This is a genomic window from Neochlamydia sp. S13 (genome assembly GCF_000648235.2).
Lineage (GTDB): Bacteria > Chlamydiota > Chlamydiia > Chlamydiales > Parachlamydiaceae > Neochlamydia.
The window spans coordinates 243,909-261,795 of sequence record NZ_AP017977.1; the positions used below are offsets into that span (position 1 = coordinate 243,909).

13 protein-coding genes and 1 pseudogene are annotated in these 17,887 nt (G+C 38.8%); 13 read left to right on the forward strand and 1 reads right to left on the reverse strand.

The annotated features are described in order from the left end of the window. Window positions 1-14 precede the first annotated feature (14 nt). Genes TY21_RS00930 through TY21_RS00950 form a run of 5 tightly spaced genes read left to right on the forward strand, consistent with a single transcriptional unit; the run spans window position 15 to window position 5,268 of the window. Complete coding sequence (locus tag TY21_RS00930) at window positions 15-1,130, forward strand: P-loop NTPase (protein WP_079979861.1); 1,116 nt, start codon at window positions 15-17, stop codon at window positions 1,128-1,130. Further along, a complete protein-coding gene (locus TY21_RS00935) occupies window positions 1,127-2,119 on the forward strand; it encodes a metal ABC transporter solute-binding protein, Zn/Mn family (RefSeq protein ID WP_042239797.1) in 993 nt (330 codons plus the stop codon). Before TY21_RS00930 ends, TY21_RS00935 begins: the two co-directional genes overlap by 4 nt. After that, window positions 2,116-2,904: a metal ABC transporter ATP-binding protein gene (locus TY21_RS00940; RefSeq protein ID WP_039386017.1), complete on the forward strand. Its 789-nt coding sequence runs from the start codon at window positions 2,116-2,118 to the stop codon at window positions 2,902-2,904. The genes TY21_RS00935 and TY21_RS00940 overlap by 4 nt, the downstream gene beginning before the upstream one ends. A 4-nt stretch (window positions 2,905-2,908) precedes the next feature. After that, window positions 2,909-4,261, forward strand: coding sequence for an iron chelate uptake ABC transporter family permease subunit (locus TY21_RS00945; RefSeq protein ID WP_042239799.1), 1,353 nt, complete (start codon window positions 2,909-2,911; stop codon window positions 4,259-4,261). Next, complete coding sequence (locus TY21_RS00950) at window positions 4,258-5,268, forward strand: metal ABC transporter permease (RefSeq protein WP_042239801.1); 1,011 nt, start codon at window positions 4,258-4,260, stop codon at window positions 5,266-5,268. The genes TY21_RS00945 and TY21_RS00950 overlap by 4 nt, the downstream gene beginning before the upstream one ends. A gap of 13 nt (window positions 5,269-5,281) precedes the next feature. Here the strand turns inward: TY21_RS00950 and TY21_RS00955 are convergent, their stop codons facing one another. Beyond that, window positions 5,282-6,112: a hypothetical protein gene (locus tag TY21_RS00955; protein WP_042239803.1), complete on the reverse strand. Its 831-nt coding sequence runs from the start codon at window positions 6,110-6,112 to the stop codon at window positions 5,282-5,284. Between the two features lie 1,246 nt (window positions 6,113-7,358). Here TY21_RS00955 and TY21_RS00960 point away from each other — a divergent pair. From TY21_RS00960 to TY21_RS00995, 8 genes and pseudogenes are all read left to right on the forward strand, one after another. Next, entirely contained in the window at window positions 7,359-8,984 is a 1,626-nt protein-coding gene (locus tag TY21_RS00960; RefSeq protein ID WP_130589453.1) for an IS1634 family transposase, read from the forward strand. Between the two features lie 436 nt (window positions 8,985-9,420). Then, window positions 9,421-10,617, forward strand: coding sequence for a leucine-rich repeat domain-containing protein (locus TY21_RS00965; RefSeq protein ID WP_052354616.1), 1,197 nt, complete (start codon window positions 9,421-9,423; stop codon window positions 10,615-10,617). Between the two features lie 212 nt (window positions 10,618-10,829). Continuing rightward, window positions 10,830-11,081: pseudogene (locus tag TY21_RS00970) on the forward strand (DUF4277 domain-containing protein); the annotation flags it as partial. 40 nt (window positions 11,082-11,121) lie between these two features. Beyond that, the gene (locus tag TY21_RS00975; protein ID WP_052354618.1) at window positions 11,122-11,325 is read left to right on the forward strand and encodes a hypothetical protein; all 204 of its coding nucleotides are present in this window, start codon (window positions 11,122-11,124) and stop codon (window positions 11,323-11,325) included. After that, window positions 11,309-11,578 (forward strand): hypothetical protein, encoded by a 270-nt coding sequence (locus TY21_RS00980; protein WP_052354619.1) that lies wholly within the window; start codon window positions 11,309-11,311, stop codon window positions 11,576-11,578. The genes TY21_RS00975 and TY21_RS00980 overlap by 17 nt, the downstream gene beginning before the upstream one ends. Before the next feature lie 411 nt (window positions 11,579-11,989). Next, window positions 11,990-13,444 (forward strand): leucine-rich repeat domain-containing protein, encoded by a 1,455-nt coding sequence (locus TY21_RS00985; RefSeq protein ID WP_197725069.1) that lies wholly within the window; start codon window positions 11,990-11,992, stop codon window positions 13,442-13,444. 510 nt (window positions 13,445-13,954) lie between these two features. Next, window positions 13,955-15,628 (forward strand): leucine-rich repeat domain-containing protein, encoded by a 1,674-nt coding sequence (locus tag TY21_RS00990; RefSeq protein ID WP_197725070.1) that lies wholly within the window; start codon window positions 13,955-13,957, stop codon window positions 15,626-15,628. A 494-nt stretch (window positions 15,629-16,122) separates the two neighbouring features. Continuing rightward, a complete protein-coding gene (locus tag TY21_RS00995; RefSeq protein WP_130589454.1) occupies window positions 16,123-17,757 on the forward strand; it encodes a leucine-rich repeat domain-containing protein in 1,635 nt (544 codons plus the stop codon). Window positions 17,758-17,887 lie beyond the last annotated feature (130 nt).

Below are 17,887 nucleotides of genomic sequence, written 5' to 3' on the forward strand. Positions count from 1 at the left end.
ATGCTAGGTGCATCATGCCACTACCTATGTTTCCAGCTATTTCTAAGGCTTCAGCAAATTTTGTGCATGCTATTATTGGTATTGCTGCTGGGAAAGGCGGAGTTGGAAAATCATGCGTCACAGTTAACCTTGCAAGAGCTTTAAAGGATTTAGGCTTTAAGGTGGGAATACTGGATGCTGATATTTACGGTCCTTCCATCCGTCGCATGTTACCTGAAGATAAAATGCCTGAGCAATGCAATGAACGTATTCTACCAGCTATATGCCAAGGAGTTAAGGTTATATCCATGGCTTATTTTAGGCGCGAAGATGAAGCTGCAGCCATTCGTGCTCCCATAGCTAACACTATTGTTCAACAATTCATTAAAAATGTAGATTGGGGAGAAATAGATTTTTTATTAATTGATTTTCCACCGGGAACGGGTGACATTCAACTAACCTTGAGCCAAAATGCTCAATTGAATGCTGCCATCTTGGTGACAACTCCCCAAGAAGTTGCGTTAATGGATGTAAGAAAAGCCATGGACCTGTTTTATCAAATGAAAATTCCTATCATAGGTGTTATAGAAAACATGAGTTATTATCAGATCTCCCCAAATTTAAAACGTGTTTATCCTTTGGGCCAAGGGGGAGGGGGGCGTTTAGCTAAAGAAGCAGGCTTTTCTCTTCTAGGCCAAATCCCGATAAGCTCTGAAATTTCCCATAGTGGCGATAAGGGGAACTCACTTTTTGAGGAAAAGACCCCAGACGCCCAAGCGATTAGTAAGATTTTTATAAATTTAGCAAAGAAAGTAATGGAACAATTAGTAGAAATAAAAAAGCGTGAAACTGCGGAAGTGGAAAAGTTTTTTCAAAAAGATCCCGCTACCTTTACTTTGCAATGGAGCGATGGCTTAATGGCAGACTTCTATTTGTCTGATTTGCAACGTCGTTGTCCTTGTGCTGGATGTATAGAAAAAAGCGTAGAAAACAAAGCAGGGGATAAAAAAACTAATCGCGACGAGCTGCGGGTCTCTACTATTGAAAGGGTAGGGCATTATGCTTTACGCATTTATTTTACGTCTGGTTGCAATCAAGGCATCTATACCTTTAGTTTTTTGCGTCAAATGGCTCAGGAGCAAAATTCATGAAATCGTGGCTACAAATGGGTATATGGATGAGCGTGTTTCTGATGGTAGCTTGTACCTCTGAGGACCAGCATCGTCGTATAGAAAGAGAGGGCTTTGGTCTAAAGAATGGTAAAATTAAAGCTTTGTCGACCATTGCCATGATTGGCGATATCGTGCAACAAGTAGGGGGAGAACATGTCGATAATTTAACCCTAATGAGAGGAGATCTAGATCCACATACTTATCAGCTTGTGAAAGGGGATGATGAGAAGTTAGCTTATGCGGATGTGGTGTTTTACAATGGATTAGGTTTAGAACATGGACCCAGCTTACAAAGATTCTTAGAGAGTAATAAAAAGGCAGTGGGTTTAGGAAATAAGATAATTAAAGATTACCCTTCTTTAGTTATTTATAGTCAAGGGCAGATTGATCCTCATATCTGGATGGACATGGCTATATGGGCAAAAATCATTCCCTATATTGTTGAAGTATTAAGCATTAATGATCCCATGCACGCTGAGGTATTTCATGCTAATGGTGAAAAACTTATGCAGGATTTACTTCAGAGTGATCAAGAGATTAAATACGAGCTAGGGTTAATTCCTTCTGAGAAGCGTTACTTAGTAACCAGTCATGATGCATTTAACTATTTTGCCAGAGCTTATCTAGCTACACAAGAAGAGAGAATAAATGGGAAATGGGTTCAAAGGGTTGCGTCCCCAGAAGGTTTAGCACCTGAGAGTCAATTGAGTACCAGCCATATCCAAGAGATTATAGATTATCTTTCTAAACATAGAATACAGGTTATTTTTCCAGAATCTAATGTTAGCAAGGATTCTCTTCGTAAAATCATTTCAGCAGGTAAGGAAAAAGGATTAAACATCACTATTGCTCCTTGTTGTCTCTATGCTGATGCTATGGGTGCTGCTGGTTCTAGCGGGGAAACTTATCAGAAAATGATTCAACATGATGCCGATTGGATTAAAAAATGCTTAAAGGTTGATGGATGAAAAAACCGCAGACACAACCTTCCGTACTAGAAGCTCATCAGCTTACCGTTAACTATGACAAAACACCTGTACTATGGGATATTAATTTTAAAGTGCCTCCAGGTTTGCTTGTAGGTATTCTAGGTCCTAACGGCGCTGGCAAAAGTACTCTTATAAAATCTGCTCTAGGGCTCATAAAACCTATTTCAGGAAAAATTGAATTTTTTGGTTTGCCTTTAAAAGAAGCCCGTAAAAGGATTGCTTATATTCCCCAGCGTCAAAGTGTAGATTGGGATTTTCCTATTACAGTGCGCGATTTGGTTTTAATGGGATGTTATGGAAGGCTAGGCTTATTGAGATGGCCGCGTAAAGCAGATCGAATGGCTGCCAATCGCTATCTAGAAATGGTTGGAATGGGAGCTTATGCCGATCGGCAAATTAGCCAGCTATCAGGTGGGCAGCAACAACGGGTATTCATTGCTCGTGCTATGTTGCAAGAAGCAGATTTATATTTTATGGATGAACCTTTTGCTGGCATAGATATAGCAACAGAAAAAATTATTATGAAAATTCTAATTCAACTGAAAGCTCAAGGAAAAAGTGTTTTTATTGTCCATCATGATTTAAACAATGTTGAAAATTACTTTGATTGGGCCATATTACTTAATATGCGTTTAGTCGCATGTGGTCCTGTGGAAAAAATATTCAAAGCTGATAATTTACAAGCTACCTATGGCAAAAGCTTTTCTTTATTTGATGAAGCAGTGAAATTATCCCAAGATAAAATCAAGGGAGCTGCTTCATAAACATATGTTATTTGCTAACTCCCCTTACTATTATTTTACCGACGCTGTTCTTAGAGCTCCTACAATTGGTTCGATGCTGATGTGTTTAGGAGCTTCTCTAGTAGGTGTATTAGTTTTTTTACGTAAAGAGTCTTTACTAGGAGAGAGTCTTTCACATGCAGCCTACCCAGGTGTGATGATAGGTGTTATTTTGGCAGGAATACTTCACCTAGGTGAAGATCAAGAGATGGTGGTGGCCAGCCTGATTATGGTAGCCGCTGGACTGACAGCGTTAGGAGGCCTGTGGGCTATCCGCTGGTTAGAAAACTCTCTAAAGGTCCCTAGCGATTCAGCATTGTGTTTTATTTTAGCGGCTTTTTTTGGGATAGGCCTAACGTTGGCTAGCCAAGTTCAATTTTCTTTTTCCACTCTTTATCGACAGGCGCAAGTCTATCTTTACGGCCAAGCTGCTACCATGACAGATATCCATATATTCGTTTATGGGACTTTGGCATTATTGATTACTTTAACCCTTATATTTCTTTATAAAGAGATACAAACTATTTTATTTAATAAAGATTATGCCAAAAGTCTAGGAATAAATGTCTCAGGAATCGATGCTATTATTTTTGTCTTGATCGTTTTAGCCGTGGTAATTGGCATTCGTTCAGTAGGGGTAGTATTAATGTCTGCTATGTTGATTAGCCCTGCAGCGGCAGCTCGGCAATACACGAACAGGCTTTCAATAATGTTTGTTTGGGCAGCCTGTTTTGGGTTGATTAGTGGGTATTTGGGCAACTATCTTTCCATAGAAATTTCTAACTATTTAGCTTCTCTTTATCCTTCAGCTCGGTTAGCGCTTCCTACAGGTCCTATGGTTGTTTTAGTCTCCTCTTGTATTTGCTTGCTTTCCCTTCTATTAGCTCCTGAGCGAGGTGTGCTTTTACGGGTACTACGCATAGCCAAATTCCGCCACCGCTGCATGTGTGAAAATCTTCTTAAAGCTATTTGGCGTATTCAAGGGCCCCATCCTGTATCTTTTGAGCAAATTGCCAAGCATCAAAGTGCTTCCAAGCTATATTTGCGTTTTGCTCTCTGGCGGCTTGTACGCAATGGCTGGATGGTAAAAGCTGGCAAGAAAGCTTATCAGCTAACCAAAGAAGGAAATGTTTGGGCGGCTAAAATTGTTCGCTTGCATCGCCTTTGGGAGGTTTATCTGGTAGATTATCTAGGAATAGGGGCAGAAAAAGTACACTTGAATGCTGAAGAGATGGAGCATGTTATCACTCCTGAGTTGGAAGATAAATTAATCATATTATTAAATGATCCCAAGCAAGACCCGCATCATCAACTTATTCCTGCCCAAATTAACTTATGAATAGTATAAACTCTACCTATTTCAATCCCTATACCAACCAAAACTTTTTTGGCTTTTTTCTGCAGCTGTTCGTGCGTCTATACAGTTTTATTGTTGGTAAAATTTCTTTAAGTGAAATGGTTTCGGATGAAATTCAAATGGTTGTGTTAATAGGCGTGGCCATTTCAGCAGCTTTAGTAGGAACTTTTCTGGTTTTGCGTAAAATGACAATGCTAGCCAATTCTTTATCTCATACAATATTATTAGGGATTGTGATTACTTTTGTATTGACGCAAAACAGTTTATTAGAAAATGAGGCTTATTATTCTCCTATTGATATTAAAATCATGCTTTTGGCTTCATTGGCTGTAGGCTTATTGACTGCTTTATTAACTGACTGCCTGACTAAAATTGCCCGCCTACAAGAAGACGCCAGCATGGGCATTGTATTTACCAGCTTATTCGCCTTAGGAATCGTGTTAGTTACCTTGTTGACACGTAATGCCCATGTAGGTATAGAAGTCGTAATGGGAAATGTAGATGCTTTGCAAAAGGAAGATTGTAAATTTGTATGGGTTATTGTGTTTTTAAATGTTCTTTCAATCATTTTGTTTATTAAAGAATTTAAGATTACTACCTTTGATCCCTATCTATCCAAAGCTTTAGGAATATCGACGGTGTTCTTTAATTATTTACTCATGGTTCAGGTGGCTGCCACTACGATGGGAGCTTTTAGAGCGGTGGGGGTTTTAATGGTATTGGCTTTTATTACGGGGCCTGTATTAACAGCTAGGCTTATAACTCACAATCTTAAAATGTTGTTATTTTTAGCTGCTGCTTTAGGTAGTCTAGCCTCAGTTATAGGTGTAGCCCTGGCACGCCATATTTTAACTGTCTATCACATACCTCTTTCTACTTCAGGTTTAGTGGTTTGCACTATTACTACCTTGTTTGGCTTTACTTTGATTGTTAAAACAATAAAAGTAAAACTGCTTAAGTCGAGAGATCTAGTCCTTCCTATTTTTTAAGACTTTATTGAATTTATAAAGATTTTTTCTCTAAGAAGCTGCTCCTATAAGGCTTAATAGTTTTTTCTTTCTTGTTAAAACTTTTCCAATAAAGAACATGGCAGCGCGCCAAATTATTAAGCCCATGCACAAGAGTACCTGGTGGGCCTTCATAATCCGTATCACGTTGTGTGTAGGAGCGTCTAGAGGCAACATCTTGCAGGTTATCAATAGGGAGCATACATGGAGCTATGGTTTCAAAATAATAAGGTTTTCGCTGTTCCCAATTAAGAGATAACTGTAAATTTCCTAGAATTTCTCGCCCTTCATATAAGTAGTTCGAATTAAAAAGGGATAAAATAAGGGTTCCTAAAGATGCAATAGAAATAGTCAAAGCATAAAGAGGAGTTCTACAAATATCTAAGCAGTTTTTTAAAATGATTTTTATTATCTTTGGTTGTTTTTGGTGAAGAGAAGGCGAAAGGTTTAATGGATGGTGTTTAGCCCTTACCTTTAGTGCTTCCCAGTTCTTTTTTTCAAGAGTGTAATACTTGTAAATAGATAACGGAAAAAAAAGATGAAAAATAGTTTTGGTTATATAAAAAATTGGGCTGAAGAGAGTGAGTGCCCCAAATTTCCAAGCTAAAAGTGATTTTTCATCATCCCCATAAATATTCATATTTTTGGTATGAATAACCGCGGCATAACAATGCTGGATTCTTGCTGTAGAATCGTGAGGACAGATTTGGTTCCATTTTATAATGATTCGTCTCCATTTGCCTGCCCCTCTCTCTGCTACCATCATATTATTAAGGCTTAAAGCTTGGCTATTTAAAAAAGGGTCTTTGTCCGTACATTTATTCATTATTTTCAAAGTAAAGATTAGATATAAATATTGATTGTTAAGGTAACAATCAAGACTTATTTTAAGTAAGGGTTTTATTTTTTCAAAGAGTTTTCATCTATAAGGAAGAGCACTTCGTGCTTCTATTTTTAAAATACTCTACTAACTCTTAAGTCGCTCATAAACATTTTTAGTAAGGCTCCACGCAATCTTTATTTGTAAAGAAGAGAAGAGGGGAAAGGCTAAAGATTTAAAGATTAGCAGGTGTTTCCTGTTAACTTTTAAAAGTATTGCTTACTAAGGATCTAATACAAGCGGGAAAATTTATCTGCATGCTTGCTAGAAAAGGCTTTAGAAGCTCCCCTTTTTGAGGACTCTTCATAAGCTAACCCTAGTGTAAATCATCAAAGAAACTAGTAAAAAGATAGTAAGTCAAATGGGATGGGAATCTTTTTAGGACTGTTGTCTCTAATATCACTAACTTCTCCATGGAAAGAATAGGTAGCAGCCAGTCAATGAGCCTCATTCAAATCATTTTCTTGAGGTGGTGACAAGCCTAGATAGCATGAGCCTAGCTCACTAATTGATCCATCCAAAAACCTATTAAGTAAATGGTAAGAATGCTTGCCCATATTTTACTTTTCTTTCCCCTTTAGCTATGAGACGCCGAAATTTTCTTTGCAGCCAAGATATTGCTCGTTCAACTTGCTATCTCACTCTTTTTAAAGTAAAGCTAGCCTTCTTTAGCCATTTTCCCAGGCTTTTTCCGCCTATAAATCCAAGGAAAATTTTTTCGTATTAATAGTCTATCCCTTAAGTACTCAGCATCATCTCTTTTATCTGCTTCAACTATAGGAAAAAGCTCTAATCCATCTTTTATCTTATCTTTGCGATGCTAAATTTGATTAATTAAAGGTTCCACCATTTGGCGTTTATCTCCATTGGCAGCCCTGTTCTTAAAAGCTACAGGCCAGTCCTTTCCTTCTACTAATCAATAAGTGGTCGCTCCTTTTCCTTTATATCCTTAAATCAATCTCTCGCCCCCTCCCTTCCGCGCTGAAAAAAACCGTCGGCTGCTAGAAGTTGCCAATCTAACTTTCCGGCAAGGTCGGCTGTATCAAGCAAGTCTTGTAGGATTCTATTTAACGTGCCATCTTCTTGCCATCTATCTAACTTACATTCCTCAGCAAAAAAAATAATTAGGAATTTTGAAGGCTAATCGAGTAAGATGTTTTCTTTAAAGGTTTAAACTAAACGACTGAAAGTTATGCAAATAGATACGCAAAACGTTGATCATTTAGGATTGGTAGCTGGAATGTGCGAGGAGATAGGGTTAGTTGACCTTATTGATCAAGCAGTAGGTAATCAGGCGAAGAATAAGCATCTAACCTATGGGCAAGCTGTTAAATGTATGATCTTGAACGGGTTGGGATTTGTAAGTCGGACGCTTTACATGTATTCTGAGTACTTTGAAGACAAACCCATCGATCATTTGCTAGGTACGCCAGTTATCCCTGAGCAAATTGATGATAATGTTTTAGGCAGAGCGCTGGATAAGTTATTTGAATTGGGAGTAACCGAGCTTTTTACTAAAATAGCTTTGCATACGATCAAAGTGCTTGGCATCCAAGTAAAAAGTTTGCATTTGGATGCAACAAGTTTTCACGTAGATGGAAACTATGAGAGCCTATTAGAACAGGGAGAAGCATGCATTCGCCTAGTACAAGGCTACAGTAGAGACCATAGGCCTGATTTAAATCAAGCCGTCTTGCAGCTTATCACCTCCAATGAAGGCAATATTCCTTTATACATGCAAGCGGCTGATGGCAATAGCAGTGATAAGGCCGCCTTTACGCAAATTGTTGGCGAACATCTTAAAAGCTTTCAGCAAGCGGTAGAGAATCGTTATATAGTAGGAGACAGTGCTCTTTATACGCCAGCTACCTTACAAGTTCTTAAAGAGGAACAAAGCTTATTTGTCACGCGTGTGCCCATGCAAATCAAAGAGGCTAAAGAGCTCATATTTGAAGTGACTTACGACAAGACGGTAGAAATAACAGAAGGCTATCGAGCTTTTGAAAGTACCTCTTGCTATGCCGGTGTTGAACAAAGATGGGTAGTTATCTTTAGCCAAGCGGCCTATCAAAGAGAATGCCGCACTTTAGCCAAGCATTATCTTAAGGGCAGTGAGAAAGAATCCAAAGCTTTCTTTAAGTTTATAAAGCAAGAGTTTTCATGCCCCAACGATGCTAAGCGCCAATTAGATAAGTTTGCAAAAAAGCTTAAATATATACAAATTATAGAACCTCAAGTTATAGCAACTCAAAAGCATACTACATCTGGTCGACCAAAAGCTGGGCAAGCACCTTCTATACTTAGCTATCACCTAGAAGGTACAGTAGCCTGCTCTTTGCTTAACAAAGCAGAGTTAGAGAGGAGTAAAGGGCTTTTCATCTTAGCAACTAATGATATGGATGTAATCGCTTTTCCTGCTCAGGAAGTTTTGAAAACATATAAAGCACAGCAAAGTGTAGAAAGAGGATTTAGGTTCTTGAAAAGTCCCGATTTCCTAGTCTCTTCTTTCTTTCTAAAAAAGCCAGAAAGAATAGAAGCGCTTTTAATGGTAATGACTCTATGCCTTTTGGTCTATTCTGCCCTTGAATATAAAATTCGAGAAAAATTGCGAGAAAATGGTGAGTACTTCTTAAATCAGCTTAAGAAACCTACGCAAAAGCCAACCACACGCTGGGTGTTTTTCTGTTTCCTAGGCCTACATATGGTCTTTATTGACCATAAAAAATTGCAAATTACCAATTTGAAAGAACGCCATAGAATTATCCTTAGATGCTTAGGGCCTCCTTACCAAAAATTCTATTATTCTGAAATGTGGTGAGAAATCACGGATCTAACTATCGATGAGTGGCAGGTTTTGACCCTCAGTTCGGGCTTTTAGGAAGATCACAATCACGCGAGCCGGTAGTCAAAATCCAAAATAAGCTATTACAAATCTTTCTTCATGGAGTATAAGGCTTTCCCTTTAAATTTTTTGGAGGGCTCTGTGCCAAAAACTGTTTTAAGATTATCCATTGAATATCTGTAAATCCTTCAAATCCTCCTAGCATAAGTCTTTTCCTTTCTAAAAAAGAAGACCTTACATCACAAGTTTAAATTTTTCAATATTATCGGGATAGGTTCATGTAAAACTTTTACACTTGATAATCTAAATAAATTACTTCCTTATTTTCTTGTAAATTTGTTTTCTTTTAGATATATTTCTAGATTATTAGATAATAAAAGCATACATAAAACTTATTACAACAGGCGGTATAATGAATCCTATTTCTTCCATCACCTTAGAACAATTACCTAATGAGATACTAGCCCCTATTTTAGAAGCTTGCGTTAACCCTTCCTTATCTAGCGTTTGTACAAGATGGCGTCATTTGCTGGTTACGGAAATCATGCCTTCCCTTTATAAGCAAATAGGTAAGATGCATGCTCCTCATAGAGATGTTAATAAGCAGGCTTTTATTTTAGATAGGATTTATAAGCTAGAAGAAAAGCTTTCAGAGACAGAAAAAGTCTATGCAATCTTCAGCCAAATCTTTACTCAAGTTACCTCTCTTTCTCCTTTAGAATTTAAGTGGAAAACCGAGGAAAAAAGATATTTTACCCTCACTAATTACTGCTCTTATCTTGTAGATATCAACCGCCTCTTAATGTGGAAAGAACTTGGCGGAGGGGGAGAATATTTAGAAAGAGAAGAAATTAAAGCTTTATCTTTAGAAGAAAAAGGCAAGCTTTTTAAGGAATGGGTTGAAAATTATAGCAAAGATATTACGGAATTGCATTTAGAAAAAATTGGCTTAACCTTATTACCTGCAGAGATAGGACAGCTATCAAATCTCGAGGTGCTTAGTCTAAAAAATAACGAGCTTACAACTCTTCCTGCCGAGATAGGGCAGCTAGTACAGCTGAAAAGCCTTTTCTTAGAAAACAACCCACTCACCTCTCTTCCGGCAGAAATAGGGCAGCTATCTCAGCTGCAATGGCTTTTCTTAGCAGACAGCCAGCTTACAACACTTCCTGCCGAGATAGGGCAGCTGTCTCAGCTGCAATTCTTTTTCCTACATAACAACCGGCTCATCACTCTTCCTGCAGAGATAGGGCAGCTATTGCAGCTGCAAGGGCTTAGCTTAGAAAATAACCAGCTTACCACTCTTCCGGCAGAAATAGGGCAGCTATCTCAGCTGCAAAGACTTGGTTTAAGCAATAATGAACTTACCACTCTTCCGGCAGAAATAGGACAGCTATCTCAGCTACAAAATCTTGATTTAAGCAATAACAACCTTGCCACTGTTCCTGCCGAAATAGGACAGCTACGGCAGTTGCAAGAGCTTTATTTAAAAAATAACCCGCTTACCACTCTTCCGGCAGAAATAGAGCATCTGCTAAACGAGTTAAATCTAGAGCTAAATAGAAGTCGGTGGGGAAATTTTTCTAAAGAAATATTGCCCTATATTTAAAGCTATAACTTGCATTCCTCAGCAAAAAAATAATTAGGAATTCTGAAGGCTAATTGAGTAAGATGTTTTCTTTAAAGGTTTACATTAAATGACTAAAAGTTATGTAAATAGATACGCAAAACGTCGATCATTTAAGGTTGGTAGCTTAGAATGTGTGAGGAGATAGGGTTAGTTGACCTTATTGATCAAGCAGTAGCAACCAGGCGAAGAACAAGCATCTAACATATGTTCAAGCTGTTAAATGCATGATCTTAAATGGATTGGGATTTATAAGCCGGACGCTTTACATGTATTCTGAGTACCTTGAAGGCAAACTCATCGATCATTTGCTAGGTACGCCAGTTACACTAAAGCAAATTGATGATAATGTTTTAGGCAGAACACTGGATAAGTTATTTGAAATGGGCGTGACTGAGCTTTTTACTAAGATAGCCCTGCTTATAATCAAAGTGCTGGGTATCTAAGTAAAAAGCTTACATTTAGATACGACAAGTTTTCATGTAGATGGAAACTTATGAGAGTCTATTAGAACAAGGAGAAGCGTGCATTCGTCTATTACAAGGCTACAGTAGAGACCACAGGCCTGATTTAAATCAAGCCGTCTTGCAGCTTATCACCTCTAATCAAGGCAATATCCCTTTGCAAGCGGCCGATAGCAATAGCAGCGATAAAACCGCCTTTACGCAAATTGTTGCTAAAGCATCTTAAAAGCTTTCGGCAAGCCGTAGAGGATTGTTATATAGTAGGAGACAGTGCTCTTTGTACGTCAGCTACCTTACAAGTTTCCAAAGAAGAACAACGCTTATTTGTGAATCGTGTTCCCATGCAGATCAAAGAGGCCAAAGAACTCATATTTGAAGTACCTTACGACAAGACGGTAGAGCTAGCAGAAGGCTATCGAGCTTTTGAGAGCACTTCTTGCTATGCAGGCGTTGAACAAAGATGGGCAGTCATCTTTTAGCCAAGCGGTCTATCAAAGAGAATACTGCACTTTAGCCAAGCATTACCTGAAGGGCAGTGAAAAAGAAGCCAAAGTCTTTATTAGGTTCATGCAGCAAGAATTTTCATGTCCAAACGATGCTAAGCGCCAATTAGATAAGCTTGTAAAAAAGTTTAATATATACAGATTATAGGACCTCAACTTATAGCAACTCAAAAGCATACTACATCTGGTGGACCCAAAGCTGAGCAAAAACCTTCTATATCTAGCTATCGCCTACAAGGCATAGTAGCTTGCTCTTTGCTTAACAAGTTAGCCGATCCCCCCCCCTGGTGATAAGGATACGAATTAGTTTGACTTGCTTTTTTAATTTATTTACATTGCCTTTAATAAATAAAATGCTGAAAAGTCATCACTACCCAAGGAAATAAAATGCATCCTATCTCTTCGGCCTCTATTGAAAGCTTGCCCAATGAATTGCTACTCCCTATCTTAGAGGCTTGTGCAGTTCCTTCCTTATTTAGCGTCTGTAAAAGATGGCATCATCTGCTGGCTACGGAAGTCATGCCTTCTCTTTATAAACAAATAGGTAAAGTACATGTTTTCCAAGGAGATATTAACAAGCAGGCTTTTATCTTAGATAGGATTTATAAGCTAGACAGTAGACTCTCTGAAACAGCAAAGGTAAATGCAATTTTTAGGCAAATCTTTACTTTAGCTAGTTCTCTTTCTCCTCTAGAATTTAAATGGAAGACTGAAGAAAAAAAACATTTTACTTTAGCTAACTACTCCTCAAAGGTAAATGCAATTTTTAGACAAATCTTTACTTTAGATAGTTCTCTTCCTCCTCTAGAATTTAAAAGGAAGACTGAAGAAAAAAAATATTTTACTTTAGCTAACTACTCTTCTTATCTCTTAAATATTAATCGCCTTTTACTTTGGAAAAGACTTCCTGGTGGGGAAGAATACTTGAGCCGAGAAGAAATTAAGCACTTGCCTCTAGAGAAAAAAGGAGAGCTACTTAGAGATTGGATTGAAGAAAATTGTAAAAATACCACGGCTTTAGATTTATCTAGAATAGGCTTGACTTGTTTACCCTCAGAAATAAGCCAAATATCTCAGTTGCAAACGCTTAAATTAAATCAAAACCAGCTCACCAGTCTACCTGTAGAAATTGGGCAGCTGTCTAAGCTGCAATGGCTTAACTTAAGCCAAAACCAGCTCACCAGTCTACCTGCAGAAATAGGTCAATTGTTTCGGTTACAGGGGCTTTACTTAAATCAAAACCAACTCACCAGCCTACCTGCAGAAATCGGGCAATTATCTCAGCTGCACTTGCTTTACTTAAATCAAAACCAACTCACCAGCCTACCTGCAGAATTTGGGCAGCTGTCTCAGTTGCAAGTGCTTTACATAAATCAAAACCAACTCACCAGTCTGCCTTTAGAAATCGGGCAGCTGCCTGAGCTGCTATGGCTTGATTTAAGCCAAAACCAGCTCACCAGTCTTTCTATAGAAATCGGGCAGCTGTCTCAGCTGCAAAAGCTTTACTTAAATCAAAACCAGCTCACCAGTCTGCCTGCAGAAATTGAGCAATTATCTCAGCTGCAAAAGCTTTACTTAAATCAAAACCAGCTCACCAGTCTGCCTGCAGAAATTGGGCAATTATCTCAGCTGCAAAAGCTTTACTTAAACCAAAACCAGCTCACCAGTCTGCCTGGAGAAATCGGGCAACTGCCTCAGCTGCAAAAGCTTTACTTAAACCAAAACCAGCTCACCAGCCTTCCTGTAGAAATAGAACAACTGTTTCAGCTTACTGAGCTCGATTTAGCAGAAAATCCTTTGAAAGATATTGCAGAGAAAATAAAGCAGCGTTTTCGATTGTAGAATGGTCGTAAGTGCTTTTTAAATTGGGGGGCTAAAATGAAATAAAAAACTTTTAGCCATCTTATCTTTAAAGAAGCAATTCGCTTATCTTCCCACAACTAAGCAAGCTTAAACTAGCTTACACATTATAACGACAAGAAGTTTTTCTCTCTTTCTACAGAGTGTTATTGCTGAGAGAATAACTTTTCTTGATAGGAAGAAACTGGCGTATTGTAGTTCATCATTCGATAGAAGAAATAAAACATTGCGCCAAAAAGAGCCATTTTTCTCAAATAAGGCAAAGAATCAATCTCATTCTTTTAGCCACACCAAAATTGCCGCATCACTTAATCCCCAAAACCTGTTGCTGCTCTTAAATGCTTGGAAGGCCTCCGCTCTTTCCTTAAATCTCTCTATGAGTTATTTTTCATTGATAAGGATACGAATTGATTTGACTTGCTTTTTTAATTTTTTCTATATTGCCTTTAATAAATAAGATGCTGAAAAGTCATCACTACCCAAGGAAATAAAATGCATCCTATCTCTTCGGCATCTATTGAAAGCTTACCCAATGAATTGCTGCTCCCTATCTTAGAGGCTTGCGCAGCTCCTTCCTTATTTAGCGTCTGTAAAAGATGGCATCATCTGCTGGCTTCTGAAGTGATGCCTTCTCTTTATAAGCAAATAGGTAAAGTGCATGTTCCTCAAGGAAATGTTAAGGAGCAGGCTCTTATTGTAGATAGGATTTATAAGCTAGAAGAAAAGCTTTCTGAAGCAGAAAAGGTAAATGCAATCTTTAGGCAAATCTTTACTTTAGCCAAGTCTCTTTCAACTTTAGAATCTAAAGAGAAAACAGAAGAAAAAAGAGGCTTAAGGCTGGCTAATTACGCTTCTTATCTCTTAAATATTAATCGTTTTTTGCTTTGGAAAAAACTTCCTGGTGGGGAAGAATACTTGAGCCGAGAAGAAATTAAGCACTTGCCTCTAGTAGAATTTAAATGGAAAACAGAAGAAAAAAGAGGCTTAACGCTGGCTAATTACGCTTCTTATCTCTTAAACATTAATCGCCTTTTACTTTGGAAAAAACTTCCAGGGGGGGAAGAATACTTGAGCCGAGAAGAAATTAATCACTTGCCTCTAGAAAAAAAAGGAGAGTTTCTTAGAGATTGGATTGCAGAAAATTGTAAAAACATCGTGGATTTAGATTTATATAAAGCAGGCTTGACTTATTTACCCTCAGAAATATGCCAGTTATCTCAGCTGCAAACGCTTGACTTAAGAGGAAACGAGCTCACCGCTCTTCCTGTAGAAATCGGGCAGCTGTCTCAGTTGCAAGCGCTTGACTTAAGAGAAAACCAGCTCACCGCTCTGCCTACAGAAATCGGGCAATTGTCTCAGCTGGCATGGCTTGACTTAAATCAAAACCAGCTTACCAGCCTACCTGCAGAAATCGGGCATTTGTCTCAACTGGAATACCTTTTCTTATATCAAAACCAGCTCACCAGTCTTCCTACAGAAATAGGGCGGCTGTCTCAGCTACAACGGCTTTGCTTAAATCAAAACCAACTCACCGCTCTTCCTGTAGAAATCGGGCAGCTGTCTGAGCTGCAAACGCTTTTCTTAAATCAAAACCAGCTCATTAGTCTTCCTGCAGAAATAGGGCAGCTGTCTCAGCTACAAGGCGTTGCTTTAAATCAGAACCAGCTCACCGCTCTGCCTGCAGAAATCGGGCAGTTGTCTCAGCTGCAAACGCTTTACTTAAATCAAAACCAGCTCACCAGCCTGCCTGGAGAAATCGGGCAGTTGTCTCAGCTGCAATGGCTTGAATTAAATCAAAACCAGCTCACCGGTCTGCCTGCAGAAATTGGGCAACTGTCTCAGCTGCGAGTGCTTAACTTAAATCACAACCAGCTCACCGCTCTACCTGCAGAGATAGGACAACTGTCTGAGCTGCAAACGCTTAAATTAAATCAAAACCAGCTCACCAGTCTGCCTGAAGAAATCGGGCAACTGTCTGAGCTGCAAACGCTTAAATTAAATCAAAACCAGCTCACCGCTCTACCTGTAGAAATAGGTCAATTGCCTCAGCTTACCCAGCTTGAATTAGCGAAAAATCCTTTGAAAGATATTGTAGAAAAAAATAAGGCAGCGTTTTCAATTGTAGAATGGCTTAAGTACTTTTTAAATTGGGGTGAGCTAAAATGAAATAAAAAACTTTTAGCCATCTACTTTAAACAAGTCATCGGCTTCTCTTCCCGCAACTAAGCAAGCTTAAACTAACCTACACATTTATAAGGACAAAAAGTTTTTCTCTTTTTCTACAGAGTGTTATAGCTGGGAGAACAACTTTTCTTGACAGGAAGAAACTGGCGTATTGTATTCCATCATTCGATAGAAGAATTAAAACATCGCGCCAAAAAGAGCCGTTTTTCTTAAACAAGGCAAAGAATCAATCTCATTCTTTTAGCCAAATCAAAATTGCCGTGTCACTTAATCGCCAAAACATGTGGCTGCTCCTAAATGCTTGTAGGGTCTCCACCCTTGCCTTGGATCTATCTGGAAAAAAAGCGCGACTAGATCATCTGCGAGTTGTTTTTCATTGATAAGGATACGAATTGGCTTGACTTGCTTTTTTAATTTTTTTATATATTCTTTAATAAATAAAATGCTGAAAATTTATCACTACTCAAGGAAATAAAATGCATCCTATCTCTTCGGCCTCTATTGAAAGCTTGCCCAATGAATTGCTACTCCCTATCTTAGAGGCTTGCGCAGTTCCTTCCTTATTTAGCGTCTGTAAAAGATGGCATCATCTGCTGGCTACTGAAGTCATGTCCACTCTTTATAAGCAAATAGGTAAAGTGCATGTTCCTCAAGGAAATGTTAAGGAGCAGGCTCTTATTGTAGATAGGATTTATAAGCTAGAAGAAAAGCTTACTGAAGCAGCAAAGGTAAATGCAATCTTTAGGCAAATCTTTACTTTAGCCAAGTCTCTTTCAACCTTAGAATCTAAAGAGAAAACAGAAGAAAAAAGAGGCTTAAGGCTGGCTAATTACGCTTCTTATCACTTAAATATTAATCGTCTTTTACTTTGGAAAAAGCTTCCTGGTAGGGAAAAATACTTGAGCCGAGAAGAAATTAAGCACTTGCCTCTAATAGAATTTAAAGAGAAAACAGAAGAAAAAAGAGGCTTAACGCTGGCTAATTACGCTTCTTATCTCTTAAACATTAATCGCCTTTTACTTTGGAAAAAACTTCCTGGTGGGGAAAAATACTTGAGCCGAGAAGAAATTAAGCACTTGCCTCTAGAAAAAAAAGGAGAGCTTCTTAGAGGTTGGATTGAAGAAAATTGTAAAGACTTAACTTTGCTATATTTATCTAAAGCAGGCTTGACTTATTTACCCCCAGAAATATGCCAGTTATCTAAGCTGCAAAGGCTTGACTTAAGAGGAAACCAGCTCACCAGCCTTCCTGTAGAAATAGGACAACTGTCTCAGCTGGTACAGCTTAACTTAAATAAAAACCAGCTCACCAGCCTTCCTGCAGGAATAGGGCAGCTATCTCAGCTGCACGGGCTTTACTTAAATCAAAATCAGCTCACCAGCCTGCCTGTAGAAATCGGGCAGCTGTCTCAGCTGCAAAGGCTTGATTTAAGCCAAAATCAGCTCACCAGTCTGCCTGGAGAAATCGGGCAACTGCCTCGGCTGCAAAAGCTTTACTTAAATGAAAACCAGCTCACCAATCTGCCTGTAGAAATCGGGCAGCTGTCTCATCTGCAAAAGCTTCTTTTAAATCAAAACCAACTCACTAGTCTTCCTGCAGAAATTGGGCAGCTGCCTAATCTGCTACAGCTTCACTTAAGCCAAAACCAGCTCACCAGCCTTCCTGCAGAAATCGGCCAGCTGTCTCAGCTGCAAAACCTTTACTTAAATCAAAACCAGCTCACCGCTCTGCCAGCAGAAATCGGGCAATTGTTTCAGCTAGAATGGCTTAACTTAAATCAAAACCAGCTCACCGCTCTGCCAGCAGAAATCGGGCAATTGTTTCAGCTAGAATGGCTTAACTTAAATCAAAACCAGCTCACCAGCCTTCCTGCAGAAATCGGGCAGCTGTCTCAGCTGCAAAGGCTTGGTTTAAGCCAAAACCGGCTCACCAGCCTGCCTGCAGAAATCGGGCAATTGTCTCAGCTGCAATCGCTTTACTTATATCACAACCAGCTCACCGGCCTTCCTGTAGAGATCTGGCGATTGTCTTCTCGGCTTCACAAGCTTGAATTAGCGGGAAATCCTTTGGAAGATATTCCGGAAAAAATAAGGCAGCGTTTTCAATTGTAGAATGGCCATAAGTACTTTTTAAGTTGGAGTGAGCTAAAATGAAATAAAAAACTTTTAGCCATCTTATCTTTAAACAAGTAATTCGCTTTCCTTCCCGCTCCCGCAACTAGGCAAGCTTAAACTAACCTAA

Excerpts from the sequence above, each read along its gene's own strand:
- TY21_RS00930 (WP_079979861.1), top strand. The coding sequence starts at position 15 with ATGCCACTACCTATGTTTCCAGCTATTTCTAAGGCTTCAGCAAATTTT.
- TY21_RS00935 (WP_042239797.1), top strand. The coding sequence starts at position 1,127 with ATGAAATCGTGGCTACAAATGGGTATATGGATGAGCGTGTTTCTGATG.
- TY21_RS00940 (WP_039386017.1), top strand. The coding sequence starts at position 2,116 with ATGAAAAAACCGCAGACACAACCTTCCGTACTAGAAGCTCATCAGCTT.
- TY21_RS00945 (WP_042239799.1), top strand. The coding sequence starts at position 2,909 with ATGTTATTTGCTAACTCCCCTTACTATTATTTTACCGACGCTGTTCTT.
- TY21_RS00950 (WP_042239801.1), top strand. The coding sequence starts at position 4,258 with ATGAATAGTATAAACTCTACCTATTTCAATCCCTATACCAACCAAAAC.
- TY21_RS00955 (WP_042239803.1), bottom strand. The coding sequence starts at position 6,112 with ATGAATAAATGTACGGACAAAGACCCTTTTTTAAATAGCCAAGCTTTA.
- TY21_RS00960 (WP_130589453.1), top strand. The coding sequence starts at position 7,359 with ATGCAAATAGATACGCAAAACGTTGATCATTTAGGATTGGTAGCTGGA.
- TY21_RS00965 (WP_052354616.1), top strand. The coding sequence starts at position 9,421 with ATGAATCCTATTTCTTCCATCACCTTAGAACAATTACCTAATGAGATA.
- TY21_RS00975 (WP_052354618.1), top strand. The coding sequence starts at position 11,122 with ATGGAAACTTATGAGAGTCTATTAGAACAAGGAGAAGCGTGCATTCGT.
- TY21_RS00985 (WP_197725069.1), top strand. The coding sequence starts at position 11,990 with ATGCATCCTATCTCTTCGGCCTCTATTGAAAGCTTGCCCAATGAATTG.
- TY21_RS00990 (WP_197725070.1), top strand. The coding sequence starts at position 13,955 with ATGCATCCTATCTCTTCGGCATCTATTGAAAGCTTACCCAATGAATTG.
- TY21_RS00995 (WP_130589454.1), top strand. The coding sequence starts at position 16,123 with ATGCATCCTATCTCTTCGGCCTCTATTGAAAGCTTGCCCAATGAATTG.